Annotated in this window: 23 protein-coding genes; 20 read left to right on the forward strand and 3 right to left on the reverse strand. The window is 70.8% G+C overall.

Features of this window, described 5'->3' with window-relative positions:
• The first annotated feature begins 30 nt into the window (after positions 1-30).
• The 4 genes from IEZ15_RS04940 to IEZ15_RS04955 all read left to right on the forward strand — a co-directional run bounded on the left by IEZ15_RS04940 (position 31) and on the right by IEZ15_RS04955 (position 5,689).
• A complete protein-coding gene (locus IEZ15_RS04940; protein WP_189274501.1) occupies positions 31-3,264 on the forward strand; it encodes a S41 family peptidase in 3,234 nt (1,077 codons plus the stop codon).
• A gap of 107 nt (positions 3,265-3,371) precedes the next feature.
• Complete coding sequence (locus IEZ15_RS04945) at positions 3,372-3,731, forward strand: histidine triad nucleotide-binding protein (protein ID WP_093897094.1); 360 nt, start codon at positions 3,372-3,374, stop codon at positions 3,729-3,731.
• Positions 3,732-3,749: 18 nt separating this feature from the next.
• On the forward strand, positions 3,750-4,658 hold the full coding sequence (locus tag IEZ15_RS04950) for a ribonuclease Z (RefSeq protein WP_114244433.1): 909 nt from the start codon (positions 3,750-3,752) through the stop codon (positions 4,656-4,658).
• 38 nt (positions 4,659-4,696) lie between these two features.
• Positions 4,697-5,689 carry an adenosine deaminase gene (locus IEZ15_RS04955; protein WP_189274503.1) on the forward strand — a complete coding sequence of 331 codons (993 nt, stop codon included), beginning with the start codon at positions 4,697-4,699 and terminating at the stop codon, positions 5,687-5,689.
• On the opposite strand, the gene IEZ15_RS04960 is transcribed toward IEZ15_RS04955, so the two are convergent.
• Positions 5,653-7,011 carry an MFS transporter gene (locus IEZ15_RS04960; RefSeq protein WP_114244431.1) on the reverse strand — a complete coding sequence of 453 codons (1,359 nt, stop codon included), beginning with the start codon at positions 7,009-7,011 and terminating at the stop codon, positions 5,653-5,655. The genes IEZ15_RS04955 and IEZ15_RS04960 overlap by 37 nt on opposite strands.
• 338 nt (positions 7,012-7,349) lie before the next feature.
• On the opposite strand from IEZ15_RS04960, the gene IEZ15_RS04965 reads away from it, so the two are divergent.
• From IEZ15_RS04965 to IEZ15_RS05005, 9 genes are all read left to right on the forward strand, one after another.
• The gene (locus tag IEZ15_RS04965; protein WP_189274505.1) at positions 7,350-8,474 is read left to right on the forward strand and encodes a carbohydrate kinase family protein; all 1,125 of its coding nucleotides are present in this window, start codon (positions 7,350-7,352) and stop codon (positions 8,472-8,474) included.
• A gap of 139 nt (positions 8,475-8,613) precedes the next feature.
• Positions 8,614-9,642 carry a PhoH family protein gene (locus IEZ15_RS04970; protein ID WP_114244429.1) on the forward strand — a complete coding sequence of 343 codons (1,029 nt, stop codon included), beginning with the start codon at positions 8,614-8,616 and terminating at the stop codon, positions 9,640-9,642.
• A 12-nt stretch (positions 9,643-9,654) separates the two neighbouring features.
• The gene (ybeY, locus tag IEZ15_RS04975; RefSeq protein WP_114244428.1) at positions 9,655-10,152 is read left to right on the forward strand and encodes an rRNA maturation RNase YbeY; all 498 of its coding nucleotides are present in this window, start codon (positions 9,655-9,657) and stop codon (positions 10,150-10,152) included.
• Positions 10,149-11,441, forward strand: coding sequence for a hemolysin family protein (locus tag IEZ15_RS04980; protein WP_114244427.1), 1,293 nt, complete (start codon positions 10,149-10,151; stop codon positions 11,439-11,441). The genes ybeY and IEZ15_RS04980 overlap by 4 nt, the downstream gene beginning before the upstream one ends.
• Complete coding sequence (locus tag IEZ15_RS04985; RefSeq protein WP_114244426.1) at positions 11,438-11,791, forward strand: MmcQ/YjbR family DNA-binding protein; 354 nt, start codon at positions 11,438-11,440, stop codon at positions 11,789-11,791. Before IEZ15_RS04980 ends, IEZ15_RS04985 begins: the two co-directional genes overlap by 4 nt.
• 58 nt (positions 11,792-11,849) lie before the next feature.
• Positions 11,850-12,203, forward strand: coding sequence for a cytidine deaminase-like protein (locus IEZ15_RS04990; RefSeq protein ID WP_189274507.1), 354 nt, complete (start codon positions 11,850-11,852; stop codon positions 12,201-12,203).
• Positions 12,204-12,419: 216 nt separating this feature from the next.
• On the forward strand, positions 12,420-13,802 hold the full coding sequence (locus IEZ15_RS04995) for a WxL domain-containing protein (RefSeq protein WP_373302492.1): 1,383 nt from the start codon (positions 12,420-12,422) through the stop codon (positions 13,800-13,802).
• 92 nt (positions 13,803-13,894) lie between these two features.
• Entirely contained in the window at positions 13,895-14,839 is a 945-nt protein-coding gene (locus tag IEZ15_RS05000) for a WxL protein peptidoglycan domain-containing protein (protein WP_189274509.1), read from the forward strand.
• A gap of 70 nt (positions 14,840-14,909) precedes the next feature.
• Positions 14,910-15,929, forward strand: coding sequence for a GTPase Era (locus IEZ15_RS05005; RefSeq protein WP_189274511.1), 1,020 nt, complete (start codon positions 14,910-14,912; stop codon positions 15,927-15,929).
• Between the two features lie 163 nt (positions 15,930-16,092).
• Here the strand turns inward: IEZ15_RS05005 and IEZ15_RS05010 are convergent, their stop codons facing one another.
• Together IEZ15_RS05010 and IEZ15_RS05015 are read right to left on the reverse strand one after the other, a co-directional pair.
• Positions 16,093-16,359 carry a protealysin inhibitor emfourin gene (locus IEZ15_RS05010; protein ID WP_114244423.1) on the reverse strand — a complete coding sequence of 89 codons (267 nt, stop codon included), beginning with the start codon at positions 16,357-16,359 and terminating at the stop codon, positions 16,093-16,095.
• A 36-nt stretch (positions 16,360-16,395) separates the two neighbouring features.
• Positions 16,396-17,472: a M4 family metallopeptidase gene (locus tag IEZ15_RS05015; RefSeq protein ID WP_114244422.1), complete on the reverse strand. Its 1,077-nt coding sequence runs from the start codon at positions 17,470-17,472 to the stop codon at positions 16,396-16,398.
• A gap of 295 nt (positions 17,473-17,767) precedes the next feature.
• Between IEZ15_RS05015 and leuA the strand changes: the two genes are divergently transcribed.
• From leuA to IEZ15_RS05050, 7 genes are all read left to right on the forward strand, one after another.
• On the forward strand, positions 17,768-19,564 hold the full coding sequence (gene leuA / locus IEZ15_RS05020; RefSeq protein WP_189274513.1) for a 2-isopropylmalate synthase: 1,797 nt from the start codon (positions 17,768-17,770) through the stop codon (positions 19,562-19,564).
• A 213-nt stretch (positions 19,565-19,777) separates the two neighbouring features.
• Positions 19,778-20,482, forward strand: coding sequence for a TerB family tellurite resistance protein (locus IEZ15_RS05025; protein ID WP_373302493.1), 705 nt, complete (start codon positions 19,778-19,780; stop codon positions 20,480-20,482).
• A 161-nt stretch (positions 20,483-20,643) separates the two neighbouring features.
• Positions 20,644-22,746: an MMPL family transporter gene (locus IEZ15_RS05030; protein WP_189274518.1), complete on the forward strand. Its 2,103-nt coding sequence runs from the start codon at positions 20,644-20,646 to the stop codon at positions 22,744-22,746.
• Between the two features lie 24 nt (positions 22,747-22,770).
• Entirely contained in the window at positions 22,771-24,015 is a 1,245-nt protein-coding gene (locus tag IEZ15_RS05035) for a sensor histidine kinase (RefSeq protein ID WP_229845743.1), read from the forward strand.
• Positions 24,012-24,695, forward strand: a complete 684-nt coding sequence (locus IEZ15_RS05040; RefSeq protein WP_189274520.1) for a response regulator transcription factor — start codon at positions 24,012-24,014, stop codon at positions 24,693-24,695. The genes IEZ15_RS05035 and IEZ15_RS05040 overlap by 4 nt, the downstream gene beginning before the upstream one ends.
• A gap of 57 nt (positions 24,696-24,752) precedes the next feature.
• Complete coding sequence (recO, locus tag IEZ15_RS05045; protein WP_093897111.1) at positions 24,753-25,499, forward strand: DNA repair protein RecO; 747 nt, start codon at positions 24,753-24,755, stop codon at positions 25,497-25,499.
• Positions 25,500-25,534: 35 nt separating this feature from the next.
• The gene (locus tag IEZ15_RS05050) at positions 25,535-26,356 is read left to right on the forward strand and encodes an isoprenyl transferase (protein ID WP_114244419.1); all 822 of its coding nucleotides are present in this window, start codon (positions 25,535-25,537) and stop codon (positions 26,354-26,356) included.
• The last annotated feature ends 16 nt before the right edge of the window (positions 26,357-26,372 follow it).

Genomic DNA, 26,372 nt, shown 5'->3' on the forward strand with positions numbered 1-26,372 from the left:
GGAGCACGCCAGCGGCCTAGGGTGATCCGTGTGACGCAGCCTGCCTACCTCCGATACCCCCATGTCCAGGGCGATTTGGTCGCCTTCACCGCCGAGGACGATGTCTGGCTGGCGCCGCTGGACGGCGGCCGAGCCTGGCGCGTCAGCGCCGACAACCGACCTGTCACCAACCCGCGGATATCTCCCGACGGAACCCGCGTCGCCTGGACGTCCACCCGGGACGGGGTGCCCGAGGTACACGTCGCACCGGTCGACGGCGGCCCCTCCACGCGGCTCACGTACTGGGGCGACGCGCGGACCTCCGTACGCGGCTGGACGCCCGAGGGCGACGTCCTGGTCATCAGCACCCAGGGGCAGGCGTCGCTGCGGCGCAGCTGGGCCAGGGCCGTCCCGGTCGACGGCGGGCCCGCGCGGACCCTGCCGTACGGGCCGGTCGGCTCCCTCGCTTTCGGGCCCGGCGGACGGGTCCTGCTGCTCTCGGCCACCATGGGGCGCGAGGCCGCCGCCTGGAAGCGCTACCGGGGCGGCACCGCGGGCAAGTTGTGGATCGCGGAGGCGGGCGCGACCGACGGCCCGGCGGAGTTCGTACGGCTGCACGAGGACCTCGACGGGAACATCGAATCCCCGATGTGGGTGGGTGACCGCGTCGCCTTCCTTTCCGATCACGAAGGCGTGGGCGCGCTCTACTCCTCGCTCCCCGACGGCTCGGATCTGCGTCGGCACACCGGCATCGAGGGGTTCTACGCCCGCCACGCGACCACCGACGGAACCCGCGTCGGCTACTCCTCGGCGGGTGAACTCTGGCTGCTGGACGATCTCGAAGGCTCCGAGCCCCGTCGTGTGGACATCCGGCTCGGCGGCCAGCGCGCCGACCTCCAGCCCCACTCGGTGCACGCCGGCAGTCACCTCGACTCCGCGTACCCGGACCGTACGGGCCGCGGCAGTGCCGTAGGGACGCGCGGCGCCGTCCACTGGGTCACCCACCGCGAGGGCCCGGCCCGGGCGCTCGCCGTCGAACCGGGCGTACGGGCCAGGATGCCCCGCACCTTCCAGGCCGACGGCGACCAGCACGTCGTCTGGGTCACCGACGCCGAGGGCGACGACGCCCTGGAGTGCGCACCCGCCACCGGCACCGCGCCGGGCGCCGTACCGCGCCGCCTCGCCGCGGGCCGTATCGGCAGGGTCCTCGACCTGGAGGCGGCCCCGGACGGCAGCCGGTTCGCCGTCGCCGCGCACGACGGGCGGGTACTGATCGTCGAGCGGGAGAGCGGCGAGGTCCACGAGGTGGACCGAAGCGAGCACGGCGACGCCTCAGGCCTTGTCTTCTCGCCCGACTCCTCCTGGCTCGCCTGGTCGCACCCCGGGCCCGATCCGCTCAGGCAGCTCAAGCTCGCGCACCTCGCCGATCTGTCGGTCGCCGAGGCCACCCCGCTGCGCTTCCGGGACTTCGCCCCCGCGTTCACCACCGACGGCAAGCACCTCGCGTTCCTCTCCGAGCGGTCCTTCGACCCGGTCTACGACGCCCATGTCTTCGACCTGGCTTTCATCGGCGCCTGCCGTCCGCATCTGCTGACGCTCGCCGCCACCACACCCTCCCCGTTCGGGCCGCAGCGCCACGGCCGCCCGACCGAGAAGGAGAAGGGCGGCGGCGAGGGCGAGGACAACCCGACCGCGCTGCCCGTCACCCGGATCGACCTCGACGGACTCGCCGACCGGATCGTGCCGCTGCCCGTCGAGGCCGCCAGCTACTCCACGCTGCGCGCCGCGAAGGACGGGCTGCTGTGGCTGAGCCACCCGGTGACCGGGGTGCTCGGTACGAGCGGCGCCACGCCCGACGCCCGCCGGCCCGAGACAGTCCTGGAACGGTACGACCTGGAGAAGCTGCGCTGCGAGGAACTCGCCTCGGACGTCGACGGCTTCGCGGTCAGCGGCGACGGCAAGCGGATCGTCCTGCACACGCGGGGCAAGCTGCGCGTCGTACCGTCCGACAGCCGTGTCCCGGCCGGCGACGACGACCACGACGGGGGCGGCGACAGCGTCACCGTCGACCTCTCCCGGATTCGCCGGACCCTCGACCCGGCCGCCGAGTGGCGTCAGATGTACGACGAGGCCGGGCGCATCATGCGGGACAATTTCTGGCGTCCCGACATGGGCGGCATCGACTGGGACGGAGTCCTGGAGCGCTACCGCCCGGTGCTGGAGCGCGTCGCCACCCATGACGACCTGATCGACCTGCTGTGGGAGGTGCAGGGCGAGCTCGGCACCTCGCACGCCTATGTGACGCCGCCCGGCGGATGGTGCGACGACTCGGCCCGGCAGGGACTGCTCGGTGCGGACATCTCCCGTACGGACGAGGGCAGTTGGCGCATCGACCGGATCCTGCCGTCGGAGACCTCCGACCCGGCGGCCCGCTCGCCGCTCGCCGCACCCGGGGTGGCGGTGCGCGTCGGGGACGCGATCCTCGCCGTCGACGGGCACCCGGTCGACCCGGTGGCCGGGCCCGGACCGCTGCTCACCGGCTCGGCCGGCAAACCGGTCGAGCTGACCGTCTCACCGGTGGACGGCGGTGACCCGCGCCATGTCGTCGTCGTACCGGTCGCCGACGAGGAGGCGCTGCGCTACCACGCGTGGGTCGCCGACCGGCGGGCCTACGTCCACGAGCACTCCGGCGGACGCCTCGGCTACCTCCATGTCCCCGACATGGTCGGCTCGGGCTGGGCACAGCTCCACCGCGACCTGCGGATCGAAGTGGCCCGCGAGGGGCTGGTGGTGGACGTCCGGGAGAACCGGGGCGGCCACACCTCGCAGCTGATCGTGGAGAAGCTCGCCCGGCGCATCGTCGGCTGGGACCTGCCGCGCGGGATGCAGCCGTGCAGCTACCCGGAGGACGCACCGCGCGGCCCCGTGGTGGCCGTCGCCAACGAGTTCTCCGGCTCGGACGGCGACATCGTGAACGCCGCGATCAAGGCGCTGCGCATCGGGCCGGTGGTCGGCACTCGTACCTGGGGCGGGGTGGTCGGCATCGACAGCCGGTACAAGCTCGTGGACGGGACGTCGGTCACCCAGCCCAAGTACGCGTTCTGGTTCGAGGGTTACGGCTGGGGTGTGGAGAACCACGGTGTCGATCCCGATGTCGAGGTCGTGATGGCGCCGCAGGACCATGCCGCGGGGCGCGATCCGCAGCTGGACGAGGCGATCCGGATCGCGCTCGCGTCGCTGGCCCGGACGCCGGCGAAGCGGGCACCGGAGCGGCCGGGGGCGTAGCGGGCGGGTGCGCCTGCGGCGGGCCCTGTCCCCAGCCGAGCGAGCCCGCCGCAGGCGTCCCGATACCATGCCGTACAACGATCACCATCGACCGAGGAGCCGACTCCATGGCGGGAGAACCGCAGCCCGACTGCCTGTTCTGCAAGATCGTCTCGGGTGACATCCCGGCAACCATCGTCCGGGAGACCGAAACCACCGTCGCCTTCAGGGACATAAACCCGCAGGCCCCCACGCACGTACTCGTCATTCCCCGCGTCCACCACCCGGACGCCGCCGCCCTCGCCGCCGCCGAGCCGGGGATCGCCGCCGACATACTGCGCGAGGCCGGACACGTCGCCGCCGACGAGAAGATCGTGGACAGCGGCTACCGGGTCGTCTTCAACACCGGCTCCGGCGCCGGCCAGACCGTCTTCCACGCGCACGCCCACGTCCTGGGCGGCCGCGGACTGCAGTGGCCCCCCGGCTAGAACGGTCGATCGCACACCGTGTCCGTACGCGAACTCGTGGTCCTCGGCACCGCCAGCCAGGTCCCGACCAGGCACCGTAATCACAACGGCTATCTGCTCCGCTGGGACGGCGAGGGCATCCTCTTCGACCCGGGTGAGGGCACTCAGCGCCAGATGCTGCGGGCCGGCGTCGCCGCGCACGACATCAACCGGATCTGCGTCACGCACTTCCACGGCGACCACTCGCTCGGCCTGGCCGGGGTGATCCAGCGGATCAACCTCGACCAGGTCCCGCACCCGGTCACCGCGCACTACCCGGCGAGCGGACAGCACTTCTTCGAGCGGCTGCGGTACGCGACCGCCTACCGCGAGTTCGTCGAACTGACCGAGGCCCCGGTCGCCACCGACGGGGTGCTCGCCGCCACGGACGCGTACACGCTCAGCAGCCACCGGCTCTCGCACCCCGTCGAGTCGTACGGCTACCGGCTCGTCGAGCCCGACGGGCGCCGCATGCTGCCCGCGAAGCTCGCCGAGCACGGCATCAAGGGGCCGGACGTCGGCCGGATCCAGCGGGAGGGCTCCCTCGGCGGCGTCACGCTCGACGACGTCTCCGAGCGCAGGCGCGGGCAGCGGTTCGCGTTCATCATGGACACAAGGCTCTGCGACGGCGTGCACGTGCTCGCCGAGGGATGCGACCTGCTGGTCATCGAGTCGACCTTCCTCGACGAGGACGAACGACTCGCCACCGACCACGGCCATCTGACCGCCGGCCAGGCGGCCCGGGTGGCCCGGGACGCGGGCGTACGGCACCTCGTGCTGACGCACTTCTCGCAGCGGTACGAGGACCCGGCCGTCTTCGAGGCCCAGGCCCGCGCCGCAGGGTTCGAGGGCGAGCTGACCGTCGCCCGGGATCTCGGCCGGGTCGCCGTGCCCACCCGGCACCTCTGAAACACATCAGCACCACCATTTGTGAGCGTGAAAAACCCGTGCACCTCCCCAAAGCCGAACTCCACCTCCACATCGAAGGAACCCTCGAACCCGAGCTGGCCTTCGCGCTCGCCGAACGCAACGGCGTGCAGCTGCCGTACGCGAACACCGAAGAGCTCCGCACCGCCTATCTCTTCGACGATCTGCAGACCTTCCTCGATCTGTACTACGCCCTGATGGCGGTGCTCCGGACCGAGGAGGACTTCGAGGAACTCGCCGACGCGTATCTCACCCGCGCCGCCGCCCAGGGCGTCCGGCACGCGGAGATCTTCTTCGACCCGCAGGCACACACCGCCCGCGGCGTCCCGATCGGCACCGTCGTCGACGGGCTCGGCCGGGCGCTGGACCGCAGCGAGGAGAAGCACGGCATCTCCACCCAGCTGATCATGTGCTTCCTGCGCGACCAGTCCGCCGAGTCGGCGCTGGAGACCCTGGAGGCCGCGAAGCCGTATCTGCACCGGATCAGCGCGGTCGGCCTCGACTCGGCGGAGGTCGGGCACCCGCCCGTCAAGTTCCGTGAGGTGTACGAGGTGGCCGGGGCGCTCGGGCTGCGCAAGGTCGCCCACGCAGGCGAGGAGGGCCCGCCCGAGTACATCCGGGAGGCCCTGGACGTCCTCGGGGTCGAGCGCATCGACCACGGGCTGCGCTGCATGGAGGACGCGGACCTGGTGAAGCGGCTCGTCGCCGAGCGGATGCCGCTCACGCTCTGCCCGCTGTCCAACGTACGGCTGCGCGCCGTCGACACCCTGGAGGACCACCCGCTGCGGGCCATGCTGGACGCCGGGCTGCTCTGCACGGTGAACTCCGACGACCCCGCCTACTTCGGCGGATACGTCGGAGACACCTTCCACGCCGTCCACGAGGCGCTCGGCCTGGAGCGTGAGCAACTGCGCACGCTGGCCCGCAACTCCTTCGAGGCGGCCTTCCTCGACCACGACGAGGAGCGCAGGGCGCGCTATCTGGCCGAGGTCGAGGCGTACGAGTTCGACTGACCGGCACCGCCCGACGGGCCGGCGGTCCGGAACGCGTTCCTGACCGGACGCCTGCGACGCAGCGCGGGCAGGCTGATCTCCGTGACGGCCTGCTCGGGCGCGCCCAGCTTGGGCACGGCACCGGGCACCGCTCCGGTGGTGACGGCGAGCAGTGCGGCCGGTGCGCCGCCCCTGCGGCGCACCGATCCCGGCACCAGCGGACGGCCGCCGGTGTGCAAAGCGACAGCCGTGACCGGGGCCGCGACCAGGAGCGTGACGGCGCCCAGGACCAGGCCCATGACCGGGTAGCCGGCCTGCTCGGACAGCACGCTGCCGAGGACCGGTCCGCAGGCCACTCCGACGGATGACGCGGAGCCCGCGAGCACCGCCCAGCGACCGCGTACGTCCAGGGAAGCGGCCAGGCCGATCAGATACGACAGGACCACCGGGTAGACGGTGTTCCACAGGATCTCGCCGGTCGCGAACGAACCGAGATCCCCCGCCGACGAACTGAGCACGATGCTCACCGCGATGATCACGGTGCCCAGGCCGATCGGCACCGCACGGCCGAGCCTGGCGCCCAGCACTCCGGCGCCCATCACCCCGAGCAGACCCGCGCCGAGCGCGGCGGCGAACACCGCACCGACGGTGACCTCGGAGAGCCCGACCTGGACCACACCGATCCGGCCGCTGACGCCCCACAGCGCGTTCTGCGCCATGGACCAGACGAGCATTCCGCCCGCCAGCACCAGACCGGAACGGCGGTGCGGCAGCCGGCCGGCGACGGGGGCGGCGGGACCGCTGGGCGCGGCACCGCCGAGCCGCGCGGTGGCGGGCCAGACGAGCAGGGCGGCCAGGGCGATCGAGGCGAACGGCAGCCGGTGGCCGCCGCCGAGGTGCGGGATCGTCAGATAGAGGGCGCCCGCCGTCGCGGAGACGCTGAGCAGACCGAGCGACGAGGTCCGGTGCGGATCGCGCTGGGCGGCGATGCCCGCCGCGGCCACCGCGGTCGCCGTACCGGAGCCGAAGCCGCCGATCATCGCGCCCATGACCACCAGCGGCACGGAGCCCGCCAGCGCTGCGCAGCCGTATCCCACCATGGCCAGCACCAGTCCGGTCCGGGCCGCCCTTCGCGGTCCGTACGTCTCGACCCGGCCCGCCAGCGTGAACCCGGCGGTGGCCGAGCTCAGCAGCAGGGCGCTGCCCACCAGACCGGCCTGGGCCGTACTGAGGCCCAGACAGACGGAGAGCCGCCCGACGATGGTGGGGAGCAGATAGGCGGCGAGGTAACCGGCGGTGAACACGGCGACCAGGGGCCACGCGGCGCGAGGGCGCGAGGACATGGGCGTTCCTGAAGACATGCCGAAGGAGGCAGAGAAGGCAGGGGAGGGCAATGCGGGAAATACGGGGGAGGCGGGGCACGCGGCGGCGACTGTTGCCGACGGGGCTCGCGGGCCAATTTGTATCAACTGCTTCAGGGTGACCGAAAGGCGCCCCTGTGTGATCTGGGCCACGCATGCGTTTACCCTTCGAGCGTCCGGGTAGCAGCTGTCGTTTATGCAGGTCAGCGTCTGTGTGTGCGGGGTCGTCGCCGACCCTCCGGAAGCGGCGGCGCGGACCCTCCGGTTACGGGGGTGAATCGGGCACACTGGCCAGATCTGCCACGACCGGGGAGTGCAAGGTGAGCACAGACATTCCAGGCATCGACCCACTGGACGGGCTGCGCGCCCCGCAGGACCCGGACTGCGACGTCTTCCTCACCGGCACGGTCTTCCTCGACATCATCTTCACCGGCCTGGACAGCGCCCCGGTGCGCGGCACCGAGTCCTGGGCGCGCGGCATGGGCTCCAGCCCCGGCGGGGTCGCCAACATGGCCACCGCGCTGGCCCGGCTGGGACTGCACACCTCGCTGGCCGCGGCGTTCGGCGACGACCACTACGGGGAGTACTGCTGGGACGCCCTGGAGCAGGGCGAGGGCATCGATCTGTCGATGTCGCACACCGTCCCCGGCTGGCACTCGCCGGTGACCGTCTCGATGGCGTACGAGGGCGAGCGGACGATGGTCTCGCACGGCCACGAGGCCCCGGGCCCCGCGGGTGCCCCCGGCGTCGCGATTCCCGCCGAGGAGCCCGCGTTCCCGAGCTGCCCGCCCCGTGCCCGGGCCGCCATTGCCTCGCTCGTCCCCGGCCGCAGCGAGCCCTGGGTCGCCAAGGCGGCCAGGAACGGCGCCCGGATCTTCGCCGACGTCGGCTGGGACGAGACCGGCCACTGGGACCTGGACGCCCTCGTCGACCTGGAGCACTGCCAGGCCTTCCTGCCCAACGCCGAGGAGGCGATGCGCTACACCCGCACCGACTGTCCGCGCGCCGCCGCCCACGCCCTGGCCGAGCGGGTGCCGCTCGCCGTGGTCACCCTGGGCGCGAAGGGCGCGTACGCGGTGGACGCGGCGACCGGGGCGAGCGCTGAGGTGCCCGCGATCGAGGTCGAGGCGCTGGACCCGACCGGGGCGGGCGATGTCTTCGTCGCCGGATTCGTCACCGGCACCCTGGCGGACTGGCCGCTGGCCGACCGGCTGGCCTTCGCCGGACTCACCGCGGCGCTCTCGGTGCAGGAATTCGGCGGATCGCTGTCGGCGCCGGACTGGGAGGAGATCGCCGCCTGGTGGCAGCAGGTCCGCACCTTCGCCGACCAGGACCCGGCGGCGCTCCAGCGATACGCGTTCCTGGAGGAACTGCTGCCCGCCGCCGCCCGGCCGTGGCCGCTGCGCCGGGCCGTCCCGACGATCGGCTTCCGCCGACCGGCGTAACCCCGGGCACATCTGTTCGCAGCGTGTGCGAAAAAGCCCTCGGTGTTGTCAGCGCGGAGTCGTACGCTTGGTAATCCAGAGGTTGTCGATCGGCGAGAACCTTGCAACGGGAGGTATGTGCAGGCCACAGAGCCGGCCCATGACTCAGACATCCACAGCCCAGACCCCCGCGCCGGGGCAGGCACGAGCTCAGTTCACCGTTCCGGCCAAGCATCCGATGGTGACCGTTCTGGGCTCAGGTGACGCCCTGCTGCGCGTGATCGAGACGGCCTTCCCGGCGGCCGACATCCATGTCCGGGGAAACGAGGTCAGCGCCGCCGGAGACGCGACGGAAGTCGCCCTGATCCAGCGCCTGTTCGACGAGATGATGCTGGTGCTCCGCACCGGTCAGCCGATGACGGAGGACGCAGTGGAACGCTCGATCGCCATGCTGAGGGCGACGGAGAGCGGCGAGGGGGACGGCCCGGAGACACCGGCCGAGGTGCTCACCCAGAACATCCTCTCCAGCCGCGGTCGCACGATCCGCCCCAAGACGCTCAACCAGAAGCGGTACGTCGACGCCATCGACAAGCACACGGTCGTCTTCGGTATCGGTCCCGCAGGCACCGGCAAGACCTATCTCGCCATGGCGAAGGCGGTCCAGGCCCTGCAGTCCAAGCAGGTCAACCGGATCATCCTGACCCGCCCCGCCGTCGAGGCGGGCGAGCGGCTCGGCTTCCTGCCGGGCACGCTCTACGAGAAGATCGACCCGTATCTGCGCCCGCTCTACGACGCGCTCCACGACATGCTCGACCCCGACTCGATCCCGCGGCTGATGGCGGCGGGCACGATCGAGGTGGCGCCCCTGGCGTACATGCGCGGCCGCACGCTCAATGACGCGTTCATCATTCTCGACGAGGCGCAGAACACCAGCGCCGAGCAGATGAAGATGTTCCTGACCCGGCTCGGCTTCGACTCGAAGATCGTCGTCACCGGTGACGTCACCCAGGTCGACCTGCCGAACGGGACCAAGAGCGGTCTGCGTCAGGTCCAGGACATCCTGGACGGCGTCGAGGACGTGCACTTCTCCCGGCTCACCTCCCAGGATGTCGTCCGGCACAAGCTGGTCGGCCGTATCGTCGACGCGTACGAAAAGTACGACAGCCGAGACAGTCACAACGGGAAGTAGTCGCAGCGCACCATGTCGATCGATGTCAACAACGAGTCCGGAACCGAGGTCGACGAGCGGGCGATCCTCGACATCGCCCGCTACGCGCTCGCGCGGATGCGGATCCACCCGCTCTCCGAACTCTCGGTGATCGTGGTGGACACCGACGCCATGGAGCAGCTCCACATCCAGTGGATGGACCTGCCGGGACCCACGGATGTCATGTCCTTCCCGATGGACGAACTCCGTCCGCCGTCCAAGGACGACGAGGAGCCCCCGCAGGGGCTCCTCGGTGACATCGTGCTCTGCCCGGAGGTCGCCAAGAAGCAGGGCGAGGACGCGGAGACACAGCACTCCATGGACGAGGAGCTCCAGCTCCTCACCGTCCACGGGGTGCTGCATCTCCTCGGGTACGACCACGAGGAGCCGGACGAGAAGGCCGAGATGTTCGGTCTCCAGGCCGCGATCGTCGACGGCTGGCGCGCCGAGCACGGTCTGACCGGCCCGTCGCCCGCGCCCACCGTGTCGTGAGCGTTCCCCTCGTCCTGGGTGCCGTCCTGCTGGTCGTCGTCGGCTGGCTGGCGGCCTGTGCGGAGGCGGGCATCGCCCGTACGTCCAGCTTCCGGGCCGCCGAGGCAGTCCGTTCCGGCCGGCGTGGCAGCCAGAAGCTGGAACAGGTCGCGGCGGATCCGACCCGTTATCTCAATGTCGCGCTGCTGGTGCGGGTCGCCTGCGAGATGTCGGCCGGTGTGCTCGTCACGTACGCCTGTCTGAAGGAGTTCCCGGAGACCTGGGAGGCCCTGGCCGTCGCCATGGCCGTGATGGTCCTCGTGTCCTACGTCGCCATCGGTGTGTCGCCGCGCACCATCGGCCGCCAGCACCCGCTGAACACGGCCACGGCAGCGGCGTACGTCCTGCTGCCGCTGGCCCGGGTCATGGGCCCCATCCCGCAGCTGCTGATCCTCATCGGCAACGCGCTGACGCCGGGCAAGGGGTTCCGCAAGGGACCGTTCGCCAGCGAGGCCGAACTGCGGGCGATGGTCGACCTCGCCGAGCAGGAGTCGCTGATCGAGGACGAGGAGCGCCGCATGGTGCACTCGGTCTTCGAGCTCGGTGACACGCTCGTACGCGAGGTCATGGTGCCGCGGACCGACCTGGTCTGCATCGAGCGCTACAAGACGATCCGGCAGGCGCTGACCCTGGCGCTGCGCTCCGGTTTCTCGCGGATACCCGTCACCGGGGAGAACGAGGACGACATCGTCGGCATCGTGTACCTCAAGGACCTGGTCCGCAAGACGCACATCAACCGCGAGTCGGAGGCCGATCCGGTCTCCACGGCGATGCGGCCGGCGGCGTTCGTGCCCGACACGAAGAACGCCGGCGATCTGCTGCGCGAGATGCAGCAGGACCGCAGCCATGTCGCCGTCGTGATCGACGAGTACGGCGGCACGGCGGGCATCGTCACCATCGAGGACATCCTCGAAGAGATCGTCGGCGAGATCACCGACGAGTACGACCGCGAACTCCCGCCCGTCCAGGAGCTGGAGAACGGCTGCTTCCGGGTGACCGCGCGCCTCGACATCGGCGACCTCGGGGATCTGTTCGGACTCGACGAGTACGACGACGAGGATGTGGAGACGGTCGGTGGACTGCTCGCGAAGGCGCTTGGCCGGGTGCCGATCGCCGGGGCGTCGTCGGTCGTCGACCTGCCGGACGGCCGCCGGCTGCGGCTGACCGCGGAGTCCCCGGCGGGCCGCCGGAACAAGATCGTCACGGTGCTGGTGGAGCCCGTGGGGCCCCAGGGGGTGGACGCGGGGTGACTCCGCAGCAGCTGAGGGCGTTCTGCCTGGAGTTCAACGCGAGCGTCGAGGAGTTCCCGTTCGGGCCGGAGACGTCCGTCTTCAAGGTGCTCGGCAAGATGTTCGCGCTCACCGCGCCGGATGCGCGACCGCTGACGGTGAACCTCAAGTGCGATCCGGACGAGGCGGTGCGGCTGAGGGAGGAGTACGACGCGGTCGTGCCGGGCTGGCACATGAACAAGCGGCACTGGAACACGGTGACGGTGTCCGGGGTGCCGGACCGGGTGCTCCGTGAGCTGATCGAGGACTCCTACGACCTGGTGGTGGCGGGGCTGCCGAAGGCGGAACGGCTGCGGCTGGACCGGGCGTAGGTCCCCGCGAAGGTGGGGCGGGGCGGGAAACGAGCCTCCCGGTTCGTATGCTCGGCACATGACTGAGAGCACCGACCTCGGCCCCGAGGACCGCAAGATCGTCACGCTGGCGCGCAGCGCCCGCGCCCGCAACGGCGTCCCGGAGGGCGCGGCCGTACGGGACGAGACCGGGCGTACGTACGTCGCGGGCACCGTGCAGCTGGAGTCGCTGAAGCTCAGTGCACTGCAGACCGCCGTGGCGATGGCCGTGGCCAGCGGCGCCACCTCGCTGGAGGCGGCCGCGGTCGTCTCCGAGGCGCAGACCCCGTCGGACGCGGACCGCGCCGCGGTACGGGACCTGGGCGGCCCGGACACGCCGGTACTGCTCGCCGGACCTGACGGCACGCTGCGGGGCAGCGTGATGGCGGGCTGACGCCGACAGAATCCACACACCGTGTACGAACGCCCCGCACCCCACCGGCGCGGGGCGTTCGCACACCATGTGAGGGGAATGGGGATCTTGACAGCATCTGATGGCCCATCAGTCGGTGCATTTCGCTTCCATTGACTTCTTTTCGGCCGGAGTCGTCAATGGGCCCCCTGTCGGCGCAGAAGAGCCGCTGCGCCGCATCCGGCAGGAGGGGGCTCCATGCGTCCGACCGTTCGAAGAATCAGCCTGCGTAGACCCGATTCCCGAAAACGTCCTGTGCGCGGCCGCCGCTGGGCCGCCGTGCTGGGCGTGGGCGCGCTCGTCGTCGCCGGGGGAGGGGGACTCGCAGGCCCCGCGCAGGCCATGGCGACGGCCTCCGTACCGGTGGACTTCCCCACCCACTGCATTCCGCCGGCCATCGCGGGCATCCCGCCGATCGACGGGACCACGAAGGCCGAGATCACCGTCGACAACGCCGCCCCGAAGGTGGGTGACACGGTCACGGTCACGTACACCGTCGTCAAACCGGCCGCGAGCAACCCGGTCGATCTGGCGCTGCCCGCCGACATCATGACGCCGACCGGCAAGGTCACCGTCGGCGGTGCGCAGTCCGCGAGCGTCACCGTCGCGGGCCCGAAGAAGAACGACCCCGTACCCGGCAAGGGCGACTTCCCGTCGTTCTCGATGACCGGCACCTTCACGGTCACCGCACCCGGTCAGATCACGCTGTCGCCCGGCGAATACAACATCCACACCAGCTACATCATGGAGCTGGACACCCCCTGCACGGTGACGAACCCGCCCGCTCCCGTCTCCGGGACGATCATCGCGACGGACGGCGGCGGCCAGGTCAACGAGCGTGCCATCCAGCTCGGGACCGCATCCGGCAAGGCGGGCGATCCGGTCACCGTGACCGGATCGAAGTTCACCGCGGGCGCGGACATCACGCTCGCGGGCCGGGCCGGTGACACCCGGACCGCCGACACGGTCACCGTCAAGGCGGACGGCTCCGGCGGCTTCAGCGGCCGGCTCACCGTCAACGATCCCGCGACCACCGGCATCGTCGCCTACGAGGGCGGCAGCTGGGACGCGGCCAAGGGCGCGGGGCCGCAGGCCTACACCGTCACCGGTGGCGGCGGCGAGATCCCGGACGGCAGTCAACAGCTCAACTCGTCCGTCAAGGCGGGCACGCTGTCCATGGTCCAGGCCGGGGACACCGTCGAGATGTCGGCGGTCGACTTCGGGAGGGGCGGTGCCTCCCGCGGCTCCCTCCAGACGGTGACGGTCGAGGACTACCGCGGCGGCCCCGCCGGCTGGTCCCTGACCGGAAAGGTCACCGACTTCAAGGGTCCCGGCGGCGCGACGATCGGCGCATCCGCACTCCGCTGGACCCCGGTCTGCGCGACGAAGGCCGGCAGCCCCAGCACCTGTGCGGCCGGTTCCGAGGGACCGGTCGGCAGCGCGGGCGCCACGCTGGCGTCCACGCCGAACGGGAACTTCACCGGCGGCGAGTTCACCGTCGACGCCCGGCTCGCGCTGAACGTACCGGCGTACACCGCCCCCGGCGCGTACTCCGGCGTGCTCACCCTCACCCTCACGTGACCGAGCAGCCCCGATCAACCGGTGGACCGGGCGCGCACCCGCCCGGACCGTCCCGGACCGAGACCGACCGACCGACCCGGAGGCCTTGCACCGTGCGCAAGCTGTACGTACTCCTCGTGGCCGGCGCCCTCATGCTGATCGGAGCCCCCGCGGTCCACGCCGCGGACAACGGCAGCTGGTCGGTCTACCCGGCCACCACACAGGCCGGTCAGCGCCCCTACTTCTACCTCTCCGCCGACCCCGGCGCCACGCTCGACGACAAGGTCACCGTCACCAACAAGACGGACCGGCCGCAGACCTTCCGGCTGTACGCGGCCGACGCCTACAACACCGCACGCGACGGCGGATTCGCCGTCCGCGCCCAGAACGAGAAACAGCGCTCGATCGGCGCCTGGGCGAGGACCGACCGCGAACGGGTCACCGTGCGCCCGCACGGCTCGGTCACCGTCCCGGTCACCATCACCGTCCCGAAGGATGCCGAGCCGGGCGACCACCCCGGCGCACTCGTCGCCCTCGACGAACGCATCGACCCCGCCGACGCGGGAGCCGTCGCCGTCGGCATCCAGAAGGCGGTGGGTGCCCGGATCTATCTGCGGATCAACGGACCGACCATGCCCGCGCTCTCCGTCGACGACGTCGAGGTCGAGCACACCCAGCCGCTGGTCCCGGGTACCGGCAGAAGCCGGGCCGTCATCTCGTACACGCTCCACAACCGGGGCAATGTCACCCTCAACCCCAAGGTCGCTCTCAAGGCCGAGGGCCTCTTCGGCCGCACCCTGCTCGCCCGGGATCTCAAGAAGATCCCCTCCGAACTGCTGCCCCGCCAGCAGGTCAGGCTGACCGAACAGTGGGCCGACGCGCCCCAGCTGGAATGGGGCGAGATAGAGCTGACCGCGAGCGCCCGCGACACCCGCGAGTCCGCCGCCGTCTCCTACTTCGCACTGCCCTGGCTGGTGGCCGGGGTCCTGCTGGTGATCGTCGGCGGGGGTACGGGGATGTGGATTCGGGCCCGTCGGAATCGTATCCGCAGGGCCTGAGACGACACGCGACAGGGCGCGCCGGGCCCTTGGTGCGATGGGGCCGCCAGGATCGGGGACAATAGGCGCCATGAGCGTTCGACCTGACACAGAAGCCGCTGCACAGCAGGCTGCGAACAACGCCCCCCACCGGGCCGGCTTCGCCTGCTTCGTGGGCCGCCCCAACGCGGGCAAGTCCACCCTCACGAACGCTCTGGTCGGCCAGAAGGTGGCGATCACCTCCAACCGGCCCCAGACCACCCGGCACACCGTGCGCGGCATCGTGCACCGCGAGGACGCGCAGCTGATCCTCGTCGACACCCCCGGCCTCCACAAGCCGCGCACGCTGCTGGGCGAGCGTCTCAACGACGTCGTGCGGACCACCTGGGCCGAGGTCGACGTCATCGGCTTCTGCCTGCCCGCCGACCAGAAGCTCGGCCCGGGCGACAAGTACATCGTCAAGGAACTCGCGGGCATCAAGAAGACCCCGAAGATCGCCGTCATCACCAAGACCGACCTGGTCGACTCCAAGCAGCTCGCCGAACAGCTGCTCGCCGTCTCCCGCCTCGGTGAGGAGCTCGGCTTCGAGTGGGCGGAGATCGTCCCGGTCTCCGCGGTCAAGGCGGAGCAGGAGGCGGGACGCGCTCCCGTGAACAAGGGTGGTGGCGGGAGAGGGGCCGGCCAGGTCGGCCTGCTGGCCGATCTGATCGCCCCGCTGCTCCCGGAGAGCCCGCCGCTCTACCCGGAGGGTGACCTCACCGACGAGCCCGAGATGGTCATGGTCGCGGAGCTGATCCGCGAGGCCGCGCTCGAAGGCGTACGGGACGAGCTGCCGCACTCCATCGCGGTCGTCGTCGAGGAGATGCTGCCGCGCGAGAACCGCCCGGCGGACAAGCCGCTGCTCGACATCCACGCCAACGTCTACATCGAGCGCCCCAGCCAGAAGGGCATCATCATCGGCCCGAAGGGCAAGCGGCTGAAGGACGTCGGCACGAAGTCGCGCAAGCACATCGAGGCACTGCTCGGCACGCCGGTCTTCCTGGACCTGCATGTGAAGGTCGCCAAGGACTGGCAGCGCGATCCGAAGCAGCTGCGGAAACTGGGGTTCTGACCGCTGCCCGAGTCTGCCGGCCGGCGCCGCTGCTCGAAGCCGCCGAGGCCCCGGGGGCCGAGGGGCCGAGGGGCGCGAGGGCGGCCGTGTGGATGGGGCCCGAAGCAGCTGCGGAAGCCGGGGTTCTGACCGCCGCCTCGGTGGATTCAGCGGTACGCCCGTCTCACGCGCCCTCCTTCAGGACGCGTGAGACCAGTGCGCGCTGGGCTTCGGTCAATTTCGGGTCCGCGCAGTGGACCGTCCGGTCGCCGACCGTGATCCGGTAGCGGAAACCGTCCGGTACGCCCTGGGGCGGGGTGGGGTGGCCCGCGGCGAGCGCCGATTCGGCCAGGGCCTCCCACTCCGAGGCGTCGGCCCGTCCGGTGGTGTCGACCTCGCGGTGGCGTGCGATGCCGGCGAAGCCGCCGGTCCTGCTGACCTGAATCCGCATACGGTGTCCTCCATCGCCGGACGGGCCGGAACTGTTCTACGCGGTCGGGACGCCCACCTCCGACCATGCCTTCAGGACCGCCTCCGCCTCGTCGCCCTCCCCGAAGCGGCTGCGGGCCGCGGCCACCGTGAGCCGGGCGAAGGACGCGAAGTCCGCGTCCACGGCCAGTTGACCACCTGTGAGCACATCGAACCAGAGCTGACCGGCCCGCTCCCACGCATTGCCGCCGAGCGCCGTCGCCAGCAGATAGAACGCGCGGTTCGGGATGCCCGAGTTGAGGTGCACTCCGCCGTTGTCCTCGCTGGTGTGGACGTAGTCCTCCATCGACGCGGGCTGCGGGTCCTTGCCGAGTACATCGTCGTCGTACGCGGTTCCCGGCGCCTTCATCGAGCGCAGGGCGTCGCCCTGGACCCGGGGCGCCAGCAGCCCGGCGCCGATCAGCCAGTCGGCCTGGTCGGCGCTCTGGCCCAGCGAGTACTGCTTGACCAGGGAGCCGAAGACGTCGGACACCGATTCGTTGAGTGCGCCGGACTGGCCGTAGTAGCTCAGATTGGCGGTGTGCTGGGTCAGGCCGTGCGCCAGCTCATGGGCGATCACATCGATGGCGACGGTGAAGTCCAGGAAGATCTCCCCGTCCCCGTCGCCGAAGACCATCTGCTCGCCGTCGAAGAAGGCGTTGTTGTACTTCTCGTCGTAGTGCACGGAACCGATCAGCGGCAGCCCGTTGCCGTCGATCGAACGGCGGCCGTACGCCTTGAGCAGCAGTTCGAAAGTGGCGCCGAGTCCCGCGTACGCGCGGTTGACGCTTGCGTCCTTCGTCGGCTCCTGGCCCTCGGCGCGGACCTCGGTGCCGGGCAGCTGGGTGCGGTGACGGCAGTCGTACAGCGTCCGGTCGGGCTTGTCGGATGCCTCCCCCTCGGTCGCGGGGGCGACAGGCACGGTGACGACCGTTGCCATCTGGCGGCGGGTGCGGCGGGCGGCGTCGCTCTCCAGGGTGCGGCGGGCGGGGCCCGCGAGATCGGGGTTGTCGGACTGCGACAGCTTGTCGAGGACATGGGGCGGCACGATGGTGCAGAAGACGGGGTGGAACCCGTACTGAGACTGAGGCTGCATGGAGCCGACTGTGGCACCGGGTAATCGTTGTGTCACCGGTTGCGACCTGAATTGATGAAATGGAGTGATTGATCACTCTTGGGCGTTTCCGGCGTCCGGTCCCGCATACTGATACGGGACGGCCGCATCAGACGCCTCTCGGCTACTCTCGTCGCATCATGCGTTTCGGGCTGCTTCTTCTTAGCTGCCGCGGCGAGGGCCTGTAGTCGTAGGCCGACCCCCTCCCCGCGGAGTCTGGTGTTGCAGCGACACAGTCGGCCGTCCCATTGGTTGGACCCCCGAGGAGCCGTACGCCATGACCGCCGCAAATCCCGCTCAGAGCCCCGCCGAGAACGCCGTCGGTCGCCCCACGCCGATCACCAACGCGACTCAGCTGCAGAAGCCGTCCGGGATGCCGATCCACAAGTACGGCCGCTACGAGGCCGTCGAGATCCCCGACCGCACCTGGCCGGACAACCGGATCACCGTCGCGCCCCGCTGGCTGTCCACCGATCTGCGCGACGGCAACCAGGCGCTGATCGACCCGATGTCGCCGGCCCGCAAGCGCGAGATGTTCGATCTGCTCGTACGCATGGGCTACAAGGAGATCGAGGTCGGCTTCCCGTCCTCCGGCGAGACCGACTTCGCGTTCGTCCGTTCCATCATCGAAGAGGGCGCGATCCCCGAGGACGTGACGATCTCCGTACTGACGCAGGCCCGCGAGGACCTGATCGAGCGGACCGTCGAATCCATCGTCGGCGCCCGCCGCGCGACCGTGCACCTGTACAACGCGACGGCACCCACCTTCCGCCGGGTCGTCTTCCGCGGCTCGAAGGACGACATCAAGCAGATCGCCGTGGACGGCACCCGGCTGGTCATGGAGTACGCGGAGAAGCTGCTGGGCCCGGAGACGGTCTTCGGCTACCAGTACAGCCCCGAGATCTTCACCGACACCGAACTGGACTTCGCCCTGGAGGTCTGCGAGGCGGTCTGTGACGTCTGGCAGCCGGAGGAGGGCCGCGAGATCATCCTCAACCTGCCCGCCACCGTGGAGCGTTCGACCCCGTCCACGCACGCGGACCGGTTCGAGTGGATGTCGCGCAACCTGTCGCGCCGCGAATTCGTCTGTCTGTCGGTCCACCCGCACAACGACCGCGGCACCGCCGTCGCCGCCGCCGAACTGGCCATCATGGCCGGTGCGGACCGGATCGAGGGCTGCCTGTTCGGCCAGGGCGAGCGCACCGGCAACGTCGACCTGGTCACCCTGGGCATGAACCTGTTCTCGCAGGGAGTCGACCCACAGATCGACTTCTCGCAGATCGACGAGATCCGCCGCACCAGCGAGTACTGCAACCAGATGGAGGTCCACCCGCGCCACCCCTACGCGGGCGACCTGGTCTACACCGCCTTCTCCGGCTCCCACCAGGACGCCATCAAGAAGGGCTTCGACGCCATGGAGGCCGACGCGGCCGCCCAGGGCAAGACGGTCGACGACATCGAGTGGGCAGTGCCGTACCTGCCGATCGACCCGAAGGACGTCGGCCGCAGTTACGAGGCCGTCATCCGGGTCAACTCGCAGTCCGGCAAGGGCGGAATCGCCTACGTCCTGAAGAACGACCACAAGCTGGACCTGCCGCGCCGGATGCAGATCGAATTCTCCCGGATCATTCAGGCCAAGACCGACGCCGAGGGCGGCGAGGTCACGCCGACGCAGATCTGGTCCACGTTCCAGGACGAGTACCTGCCCAACCCGGAGAACGCTGCGGCTCAATGGGGTCGCGTACAGATCCGCTCGGGGCAGACGACGACCGGTTCCGACGGCCAGGACACGATCACCGTCGAGGCGACCGTGGACGGCGCGGACACCGTACTGACCGGTACCGGCAACGGCCCGATCTCCGCGTTCTTCGAAGCGCTGCAGGCCATCGGCATCGATGCCCGTCTGCTGGACTACACCGAGCACACCATGAGCGAGGGCGCCAGCTCCCAGGCCGCCTCGTACATCGAGTGCGCGATCGACGGAAAGGTCCTGTGGGGCATCGGCATCGACGCCAACACCACGCGTGCCTCGCTGAAGGCGGTCGTCTCCGCAGTCAACCGCGCCACCCGCTGACCCGGCGCCCGCGAGGGCGCGCGTCCGCACGGCCGAAAACCCCGTCCACCCGCTTCCGGGGGGCGGGGTTCGGCCATCTCCGGGCGGTTGTGACGAGCGAGGTACTGACGTCACATCACGACTGTGGTTAACATCACGTCCACACGGCAATGTTGCCGGAGGGGGCACCTCCCGTGCTTTTAGGGCTACGGGGGAGTTACGGAGGTGTGCGACGTGCGGCCAGGCCAGGGACAACGCGCCATGAAGCTGCGTATCTGCGGCATCCGCACCATCTGGGACACCGTCGCTGACGGCGAGTTCTTCTGCCCCGGCTGCGGCGGCGACCGCAACTACCGTCGGCTCACCGGCCGTCGCCGCTTCGCGGTGCTCGGCGTGCCGATGCTGCGGCGCGGCACCGCGGGCCCCGTCGTCGAATGTGCCGCCTGCCGGGCGCACTTCGACACCGATGTGCTCGACCACCCCACCACCACCCGGTTCTCCGCCCTGCTCCGGGACGCCGTCCACACGGTCGCGCTCGGCGTCCTCGCGGCCGGCGGCACCACCTCCCGTACGGTTCTGGAGACCGCGGCCGCCACCGTGCGCGACGCCGGATTCGACGACTGCACGGAGGAACAGCTCTCCACCGTCGTCGAGGTCCTCTCCGCCGACATCGGCAACGGCTCCGCCTTCGACCCGGCGGCCGAGGCCTGCGGAGCGGCCCTCGCCATCGAACTGCACGAGGCGCTGGAACCCCTCGCCCCGCATCTGGCCCCCGCCGGACGCGAGTCGATCCTGCTGCAGGGCGCCAGGATCGCCCTCGCCGACGGCCCGTACGGTCCGGCGGAGCGCGAGGTGCTGGCCACGGTCGGCGCGGCGCTGCAGCTCTGCGCCGAGGACACGGCCCGGCTGCTCGTCGCAGCGGCACGTACCCCCTCCTGAACGGCCCCGTCCGCACCGGGCGCGTACTCCCTCGGGAGTAATCGGCCCCGTGCGCCCACCGTGGCAGTAGCCGCGAAGTCGGCCCCTGGCGCGACGTACCGTCCGCCTTCCGCCGGGAGTCTGGAGAGGAACCAGACACCCGGCGGAAAGGGGGGCCCGTCATGAGGGCCGCAGCGAAACCAAGTGGCACGCGGTCACGGCCACGCAGCCGGCGGCGCGTGCTGCCCTGGGCGATCCTTGCCCTCTGGGTCGCCGCGATCGCGCTCGCCGGGCCGCTGGCGGCCAAGCTCGGCGGCGTACAGACCAACCGCGCCGTCGACTACCTCCCGGCGAGCGCCGACTCCACCCAGGTGGCGAAGATCCAGGACGCGCTGCCCGGCGGCGAGGCCACCGAACTCGTCCTCGTCTACCACCGCGACGGCGGACTGACCGCCGCCGACCGGACCCTGGCCGCCGAGCAGACCGCCGAGGTCGCCCGCGGCCACGCACTCACCAGGACACCGAGCCCCGTCCAGTCCGAGGACGGCACGACCCTGATGTACCCGGTCTCCTCCACCGAGCCGGGACAGGACGACGACGCCAGGACCGCCTTCGTCGACGAGGTGCGGGCGGTCGCCGAGGGCGGCGGCGGACTGAGTGTCGACGTCGGCGGCCCGGGGGCGCTGAACACCGACGCGCAGAAGGTCTACAAGTCCCTCGGCGGCCCACTGCTCTACACGACCGTCGCCGTCGTGGCGATCCTGCTGATCCTCATCTACCGCAGCCCGCTGCTGTGGCTGGTGCCGCTCGTCGTCGCGGGCGTCGCCGACGCCCTGTCCATGGCCGTCGTGTACGGACTCGACCGAGGCTTCGACGTCACCGTCACCGGCCAGAGCTCCGCCGTGATGACCATCCTCGTCTTCGGCGCGGGCACCGACTACGCGCTGCTGCTCGTCTCCCGCTACAGGGAGGAACTGACCCGCATCGACCGGCCGTACGACGCCATGGTGGCCGCCCTGCGCGGCTGCGGGCCCGCGGTCATCGCCTCCTCCGGCACCGTCGCCGCCGGTCTGCTGTGCCTCCTCGCCGCCGACCTCACCAGCAGCCGGGGCATGGGCCCCATCGCCGCCGTCGGGGTGCTCTGCGCACTGCTCGCCATGACGACACTGCTGCCGGCGCTCCTGGTGCTGCTGGGCCGCCGGGTGTTCTGGCCGCTCGTCCCCGCGTACGGGAGCCTGCCCAAGCAGCGTCGTTCGCTGTTCGCCGCGATGGGCGGCTCGGCCGGGCGCAGGCCGTTGGCCGTGCTCGCCTGCGGGGGCGTGCTGCTGGGCGCGCCGGCCCTCGGTGCGTTCAACCTGCCCGGCGATCTCAAGCAGCAGGACTCCTTCTCCAGCAAGCCGGACTCGATCGTGGCCATGGAGACCCTCGCCACCGCCTACCCGGGACGCTCCACCCAGCCGATCACCGTGATCACCCCCACCGAACGGGCCGGGACGGCCCTGGCGAAGGCCCGTGCCACCGAGGGCGTCGCCGCCGTCGAACGCGGCCGCAGCGGCGGCGGCTGGACCGAACTGTCCGTCGTCGCCACCGACCGGCCCGAGTCCGCGGGGGAGCGGGCGACCATCGAGGCCCTGCGCGACTTTCTGGACGGCAGCCACGTCGGCGGGCCCAGCGCCCAGCAGATGGACGCGGAGACGGCCAACGCCCGTGACCTCAGGATCGTCGTACCGCTCGTCCTGATCTCCGTCCTGCTGATCCTGATCGCACTACTGCGCAGCCTCGTCGCTCCGCTGCTGCTGGTCGCCGCCGTCGTCGCGGTGTGGGGCGCCTCGCTCGGCATCGGCGGACTCGTCTTCGAGCCGCTCCTCGGAATGAAGGGCACCGACCCCGGGCTGCCGCTGCTGTCCTTCGTCTTCCTGGTGGCACTCGGCGTCGACTACGGCATCTTCCTGATGCACCGGGTCCGCGAGGAGACCCTCTCCGGCGCCGCACCGACAACCGCCGCACTCACCGCACTGCGCACCACGGGCGGGGTGATCGCCTCGGCGGGCCTGGTGCTCGCGGCCACCTTCGCGGTCCTGATGAACATGCCGATGGTGAGCCTGGTCCAGATGGGCTTCGTCATCGCCGTCGGCGTACTCCTCGACACCTTCCTCGTCCGCACCTATCTGGTGACCTCGGCGAGCGTGGCACTCCAGCGGAAGATCTGGTGGCCCGGCGCACTCAGCCGGACCCCCACCGCACCCGACGGCCCCCGCGAACCCGAACTCCTCACAACCGCCTGACGGTTTCCCCACCCGTACCGGAGGATGGCAAGCGTGTCCCGAACCACGCGCCGTCGCGAGCGCATCCTGGCCGTCGTCAACCGCGACCCCATGGAAGCACCGCACAAGACGCGCACCGACGCCCTCATAGCGGGGGGCGCCGGTGCGCTCTCCGCCGTGCTCGCCCTTCTCACCGACCCCGCCCGGACGCCCGACGCGCTCGGCTGGGTGCTGCTCATCGCGAGCGCCGTGCCGGTCGTCTGGCGGCGGCGCAACCCGCTGCTCGCGCTGCTCGCCATGATCCCGCTCCTCATGCCGTACCACGCGCTCGACAACGCGCACACGGCGCCCATGCCGCAGACCTGGATCGCCCTCTACACCGTGGCGGCGACCGGCCGGCCGCTGCGCACACTGCTGACCGGGATCGGCGTCCTGTCCGTCATGGTGACGGTGGTGCTCACCATCAACGCCCATGAGGGCATGGAACTGCTGCGCATCTCCGGCTGGATCGTCGCCGTGCTGTTCTGCGGCGTCGACGTGCGCGTCTACCGCCAGTACATGGCCTCCGTGCTGGAACGCGCCGAACGCGCCGAGCGCACCCGTGAGGAGGAGGCCCGGCGGCGGGTCGTCGAGGAACGGCTGCGGATCGCCCGCGATCTGCACGATCTGCTGGCCCACAGCATCACCCTCATCGGCGTCCAGACCTCGGTGGCGTCGCACATCCTGACCGTCGACCCGGACCGGCTCGACCGGCGCGCGATCGCCGCATCGCTGGAGGACATCGCCGATACCTGCCGGGAGGCCCGGACCGAGCTGCGCACCACCCTGGAGGTGTTGCGCGACGGCCGGCACGACAGTCACGGCCGGCACGACGCGGAAGGCCCGCTGCCCGATCTGGCGGCGCTGCCCGGTCTCGTACGGGCCGCCGAGGCGGCCGGGGCACACGTCGACCTCGCGGTACGCGCCCCGGCCGGCCGGCTCGCCCCGGCAACCGGCGCGGCCGCGTACCGCATCGTGCAGGAGTCGCTGACCAACGCGGTACGGCACGCGGGAGCCGGTGTACAGGTCAGGGTCGCCGTGGCACCGGACGGCGGCAACGCGCTGCGGGTCACCGTCATCGACGACGGCACAGGACCCCCGAAGGACGGTTCCGCACCGGGGTTCGGCATTGTGGGCATGCGGGAACGGGCCCGCAGTACGGGCGGCACACTGGACGCGGGACCCCGCCCCGGCGGCGGCTTCGAGGTCTCGGCGCTGCTGCCGTTCCAGGAGGTGGAGGCCACACCATGATCCGCGTACTGCTCGCCGACGACCAGACCCTGGTACGGGCGGCCTTCGCGATGCTCGTCGAGTCCGACCGGGACATGGAGGTCGTCGGCCAGGCGGGCAACGGTCTCGAAGCCGTCGAGCTGACCCGCGCGCACCGGCCCGACCTCGTCGTCATGGACATCCGGATGCCCGAGCTCGACGGCATCGAGGCGACCCGCCGCATCGCCGCCGACGAACACCTCGCCGGAGTGAAGGTGCTGGTCCTGACCACGTACGACACCGATGAACACATCGTCGACGCACTGCGTGCGGGCGCCTCCGGCTTTCTGGTCAAGGACACCAGGCCCGCCGAGCTCCTGGCCGCCATCAGGACCGTGGCGGCGGGCGAGTCCCTGCTCTCGCCCGGACCGACCGCCCGGCTCATCGCCAGGGTGCTGAGCAGCCCCCGGACCCCGCCCGCCGGAGTGCCGGGCGGTCCGGACCGCCTCTCCGAACGGGAGCGTCAGGTGCTCTGCCTCGTCGGGCGCGGGCTGAACAACGCCGAGATCGCGGAGACCCTCGGCCTCAGCCCGCTCACCGCGAAGACCCATGTCAGCCGGATCATGGGCAAGGTCGGCGCCCGCGACCGGGCCCAGCTGGTGATCGTCGCGTACGAATCGGGGCTGGTCGTACCGGCCGCCGGTGGGGCGGACGGAAGGTGAGCGGCCCCGGCCCGGGGGCGGGCCCGATGAGCTGTTCCCGTACCGGACAATGGACGCATGAGCTTGTTCCGGGACGACGGCGTGGTGCTGCGCACGCAGAAGCTGGGCGAGGCCGACCGGATCATCACGATCCTGACCCGCGGCCACGGCCGGGTGCGGGCCGTCGCGCGCGGCGTGCGGCGTACGAAGTCCAAGTTCGGGGCACGGCTGGAACCTTTCTCCCACGTCGATGTGCAGTTCTTCGCCCGGGGCAGCGAGCTGATCGGCCGCGGTCTGCCGCTCTGCACCCAGAGCGAGACGATCGCCCCGTACGGCGGCGGTATCGTCACCGACTACGCCCGCTACACCGCGGGCACCGCGATGCTGGAGACCGCCGAGCGGTTCACCGACCACGAGGGCGAGCCCGCGGTTCAGCAATACCTGCTGCTCGTCGGAGGGCTGCGCACCCTTGCCCGCGGCGAACACGAGCCGCATCTCGTCCTCGACGCCTTCCTGCTGCGTTCGCTCGCTGTCAACGGCTACGCACCCAGCTTCGAGGACTGCGCGAAGTGCGGAATGCCCGGACCGAACCGGTTCTTCTCCGTCGCGGCGGGCGGCGTCATATGCGGCGACTGCCGGGTGCCCGGCAGCGTCGTACCCTCGGCTGAGGCCGTCACCCTGCTGAGCGCACTGCTCACCGGCGACTGGGAGACGGCGGACGCGTGCGAGGCGCGTCATGTCAGGGAGGGCAGCGGACTGGTGTCCGCCTATCTGCACTGGCATCTGGAGCGCGGACTGCGCTCACTGCGGTACGTAGAGAAGTGACACAGGCAGATCAGGCACAGGGAGCGAGACAGTTCATGGCAGTACGCGGGATTCTCGGCGGCCGTAACCGGCGCGACTACAAGACCCCGGAGCCGCACCCTTCCGGTGCCACGCCCCCGAAGATCCCCGGCGAGCTGGTGCCCAAGCACGTCGCCGTCGTGATGGACGGCAACGGCCGCTGGGCCAAGGAACGCGGCCTCCCGCGCACCGAGGGCCACAAGGTCGGCGAAGGCGTCGTCATGGACGTCCTCAAGGGCTGCATCGAGATGGGCGTCAAGAACCTCTCGCTGTACGCGTTCTCCACCGAGAACTGGAAGCGGTCCCCGGAGGAAGTGAAGTTCCTGATGAACTTCAACCGGGACGTCATCCGCCGCCGCCGCGACGAGATGGACGAACTGGGCATCCGCATCCGCTGGGTGGGACGCATGCCGAAGCTGTGGAAGTCCGTCGTCCAGGAGCTCCAGGTCGCCCAGGAGCAGACGAAGGACAACGACAGGATGACGCTGTACTTCTGCGTCAACTACGGTGGCCGGGCCGAGATCGCCGACGCCGCGCAGCGCATTGCCGAAGACGTCGCGGCCGGGAAGCTGGACCCGGCCAAGGTCAATGAGAAGACGTTCGCGAAGTACATCTACTACCCGGACATGCCGGACGTCGACCTCTTCGTCCGCCCCAGCGGCGAGCAGCGCACGTCCAACTACCTGATCTGGCAGAGCGCATACGCCGAGATGGTCTTCCAGGACGTGCTCTGGCCGGACTTCGACCGCCGTGACCTGTGGCGGGCATGCCTGGAGTTCGCCCAGCGGGACCGGCGCTTCGGCGGTGCGGTGGAGGCGGCCCAGGAGCCGAAGGGCTGAGGAAGGAGGGTCCGGG

The sequence above is a fragment of the Streptomyces atratus genome, assembly GCF_014648655.1.
In the GTDB taxonomy this organism is placed as follows: domain Bacteria; phylum Actinomycetota; class Actinomycetes; order Streptomycetales; family Streptomycetaceae; genus Streptomyces; species Streptomyces atratus.

Bases quoted from the DNA above. Each gene is read 5' to 3' on its own strand.
- ybeY (WP_114244428.1), top strand. From the start codon at position 9,655: ATGTCGATCGATGTCAACAACGAGTCCGGAACCGAGGTCGACGAGCGG.
- IEZ15_RS05005 (WP_189274511.1), top strand. From the start codon at position 14,910: ATGAGCGTTCGACCTGACACAGAAGCCGCTGCACAGCAGGCTGCGAAC.
- IEZ15_RS04960 (WP_114244431.1), bottom strand. From the start codon at position 7,011: ATGTCCTCGCGCCCTCGCGCCGCGTGGCCCCTGGTCGCCGTGTTCACC.
- IEZ15_RS05050 (WP_114244419.1), top strand. From the start codon at position 25,535: ATGGCAGTACGCGGGATTCTCGGCGGCCGTAACCGGCGCGACTACAAG.
- IEZ15_RS05010 (WP_114244423.1), bottom strand. From the start codon at position 16,359: ATGCGGATTCAGGTCAGCAGGACCGGCGGCTTCGCCGGCATCGCACGC.
- IEZ15_RS04970 (WP_114244429.1), top strand. From the start codon at position 8,614: ATGACTCAGACATCCACAGCCCAGACCCCCGCGCCGGGGCAGGCACGA.
- IEZ15_RS05040 (WP_189274520.1), top strand. From the start codon at position 24,012: ATGATCCGCGTACTGCTCGCCGACGACCAGACCCTGGTACGGGCGGCC.
- IEZ15_RS05030 (WP_189274518.1), top strand. From the start codon at position 20,644: ATGAGGGCCGCAGCGAAACCAAGTGGCACGCGGTCACGGCCACGCAGC.
- recO (WP_093897111.1), top strand. From the start codon at position 24,753: ATGAGCTTGTTCCGGGACGACGGCGTGGTGCTGCGCACGCAGAAGCTG.
- IEZ15_RS04990 (WP_189274507.1), top strand. From the start codon at position 11,850: ATGACTGAGAGCACCGACCTCGGCCCCGAGGACCGCAAGATCGTCACG.
- IEZ15_RS04995 (WP_373302492.1), top strand. From the start codon at position 12,420: ATGCGTCCGACCGTTCGAAGAATCAGCCTGCGTAGACCCGATTCCCGA.
- IEZ15_RS04945 (WP_093897094.1), top strand. From the start codon at position 3,372: ATGGCGGGAGAACCGCAGCCCGACTGCCTGTTCTGCAAGATCGTCTCG.
- IEZ15_RS05015 (WP_114244422.1), bottom strand. From the start codon at position 17,472: ATGCAGCCTCAGTCTCAGTACGGGTTCCACCCCGTCTTCTGCACCATC.
- leuA (WP_189274513.1), top strand. From the start codon at position 17,768: ATGACCGCCGCAAATCCCGCTCAGAGCCCCGCCGAGAACGCCGTCGGT.
- IEZ15_RS05035 (WP_229845743.1), top strand. From the start codon at position 22,771: ATGGCAAGCGTGTCCCGAACCACGCGCCGTCGCGAGCGCATCCTGGCC.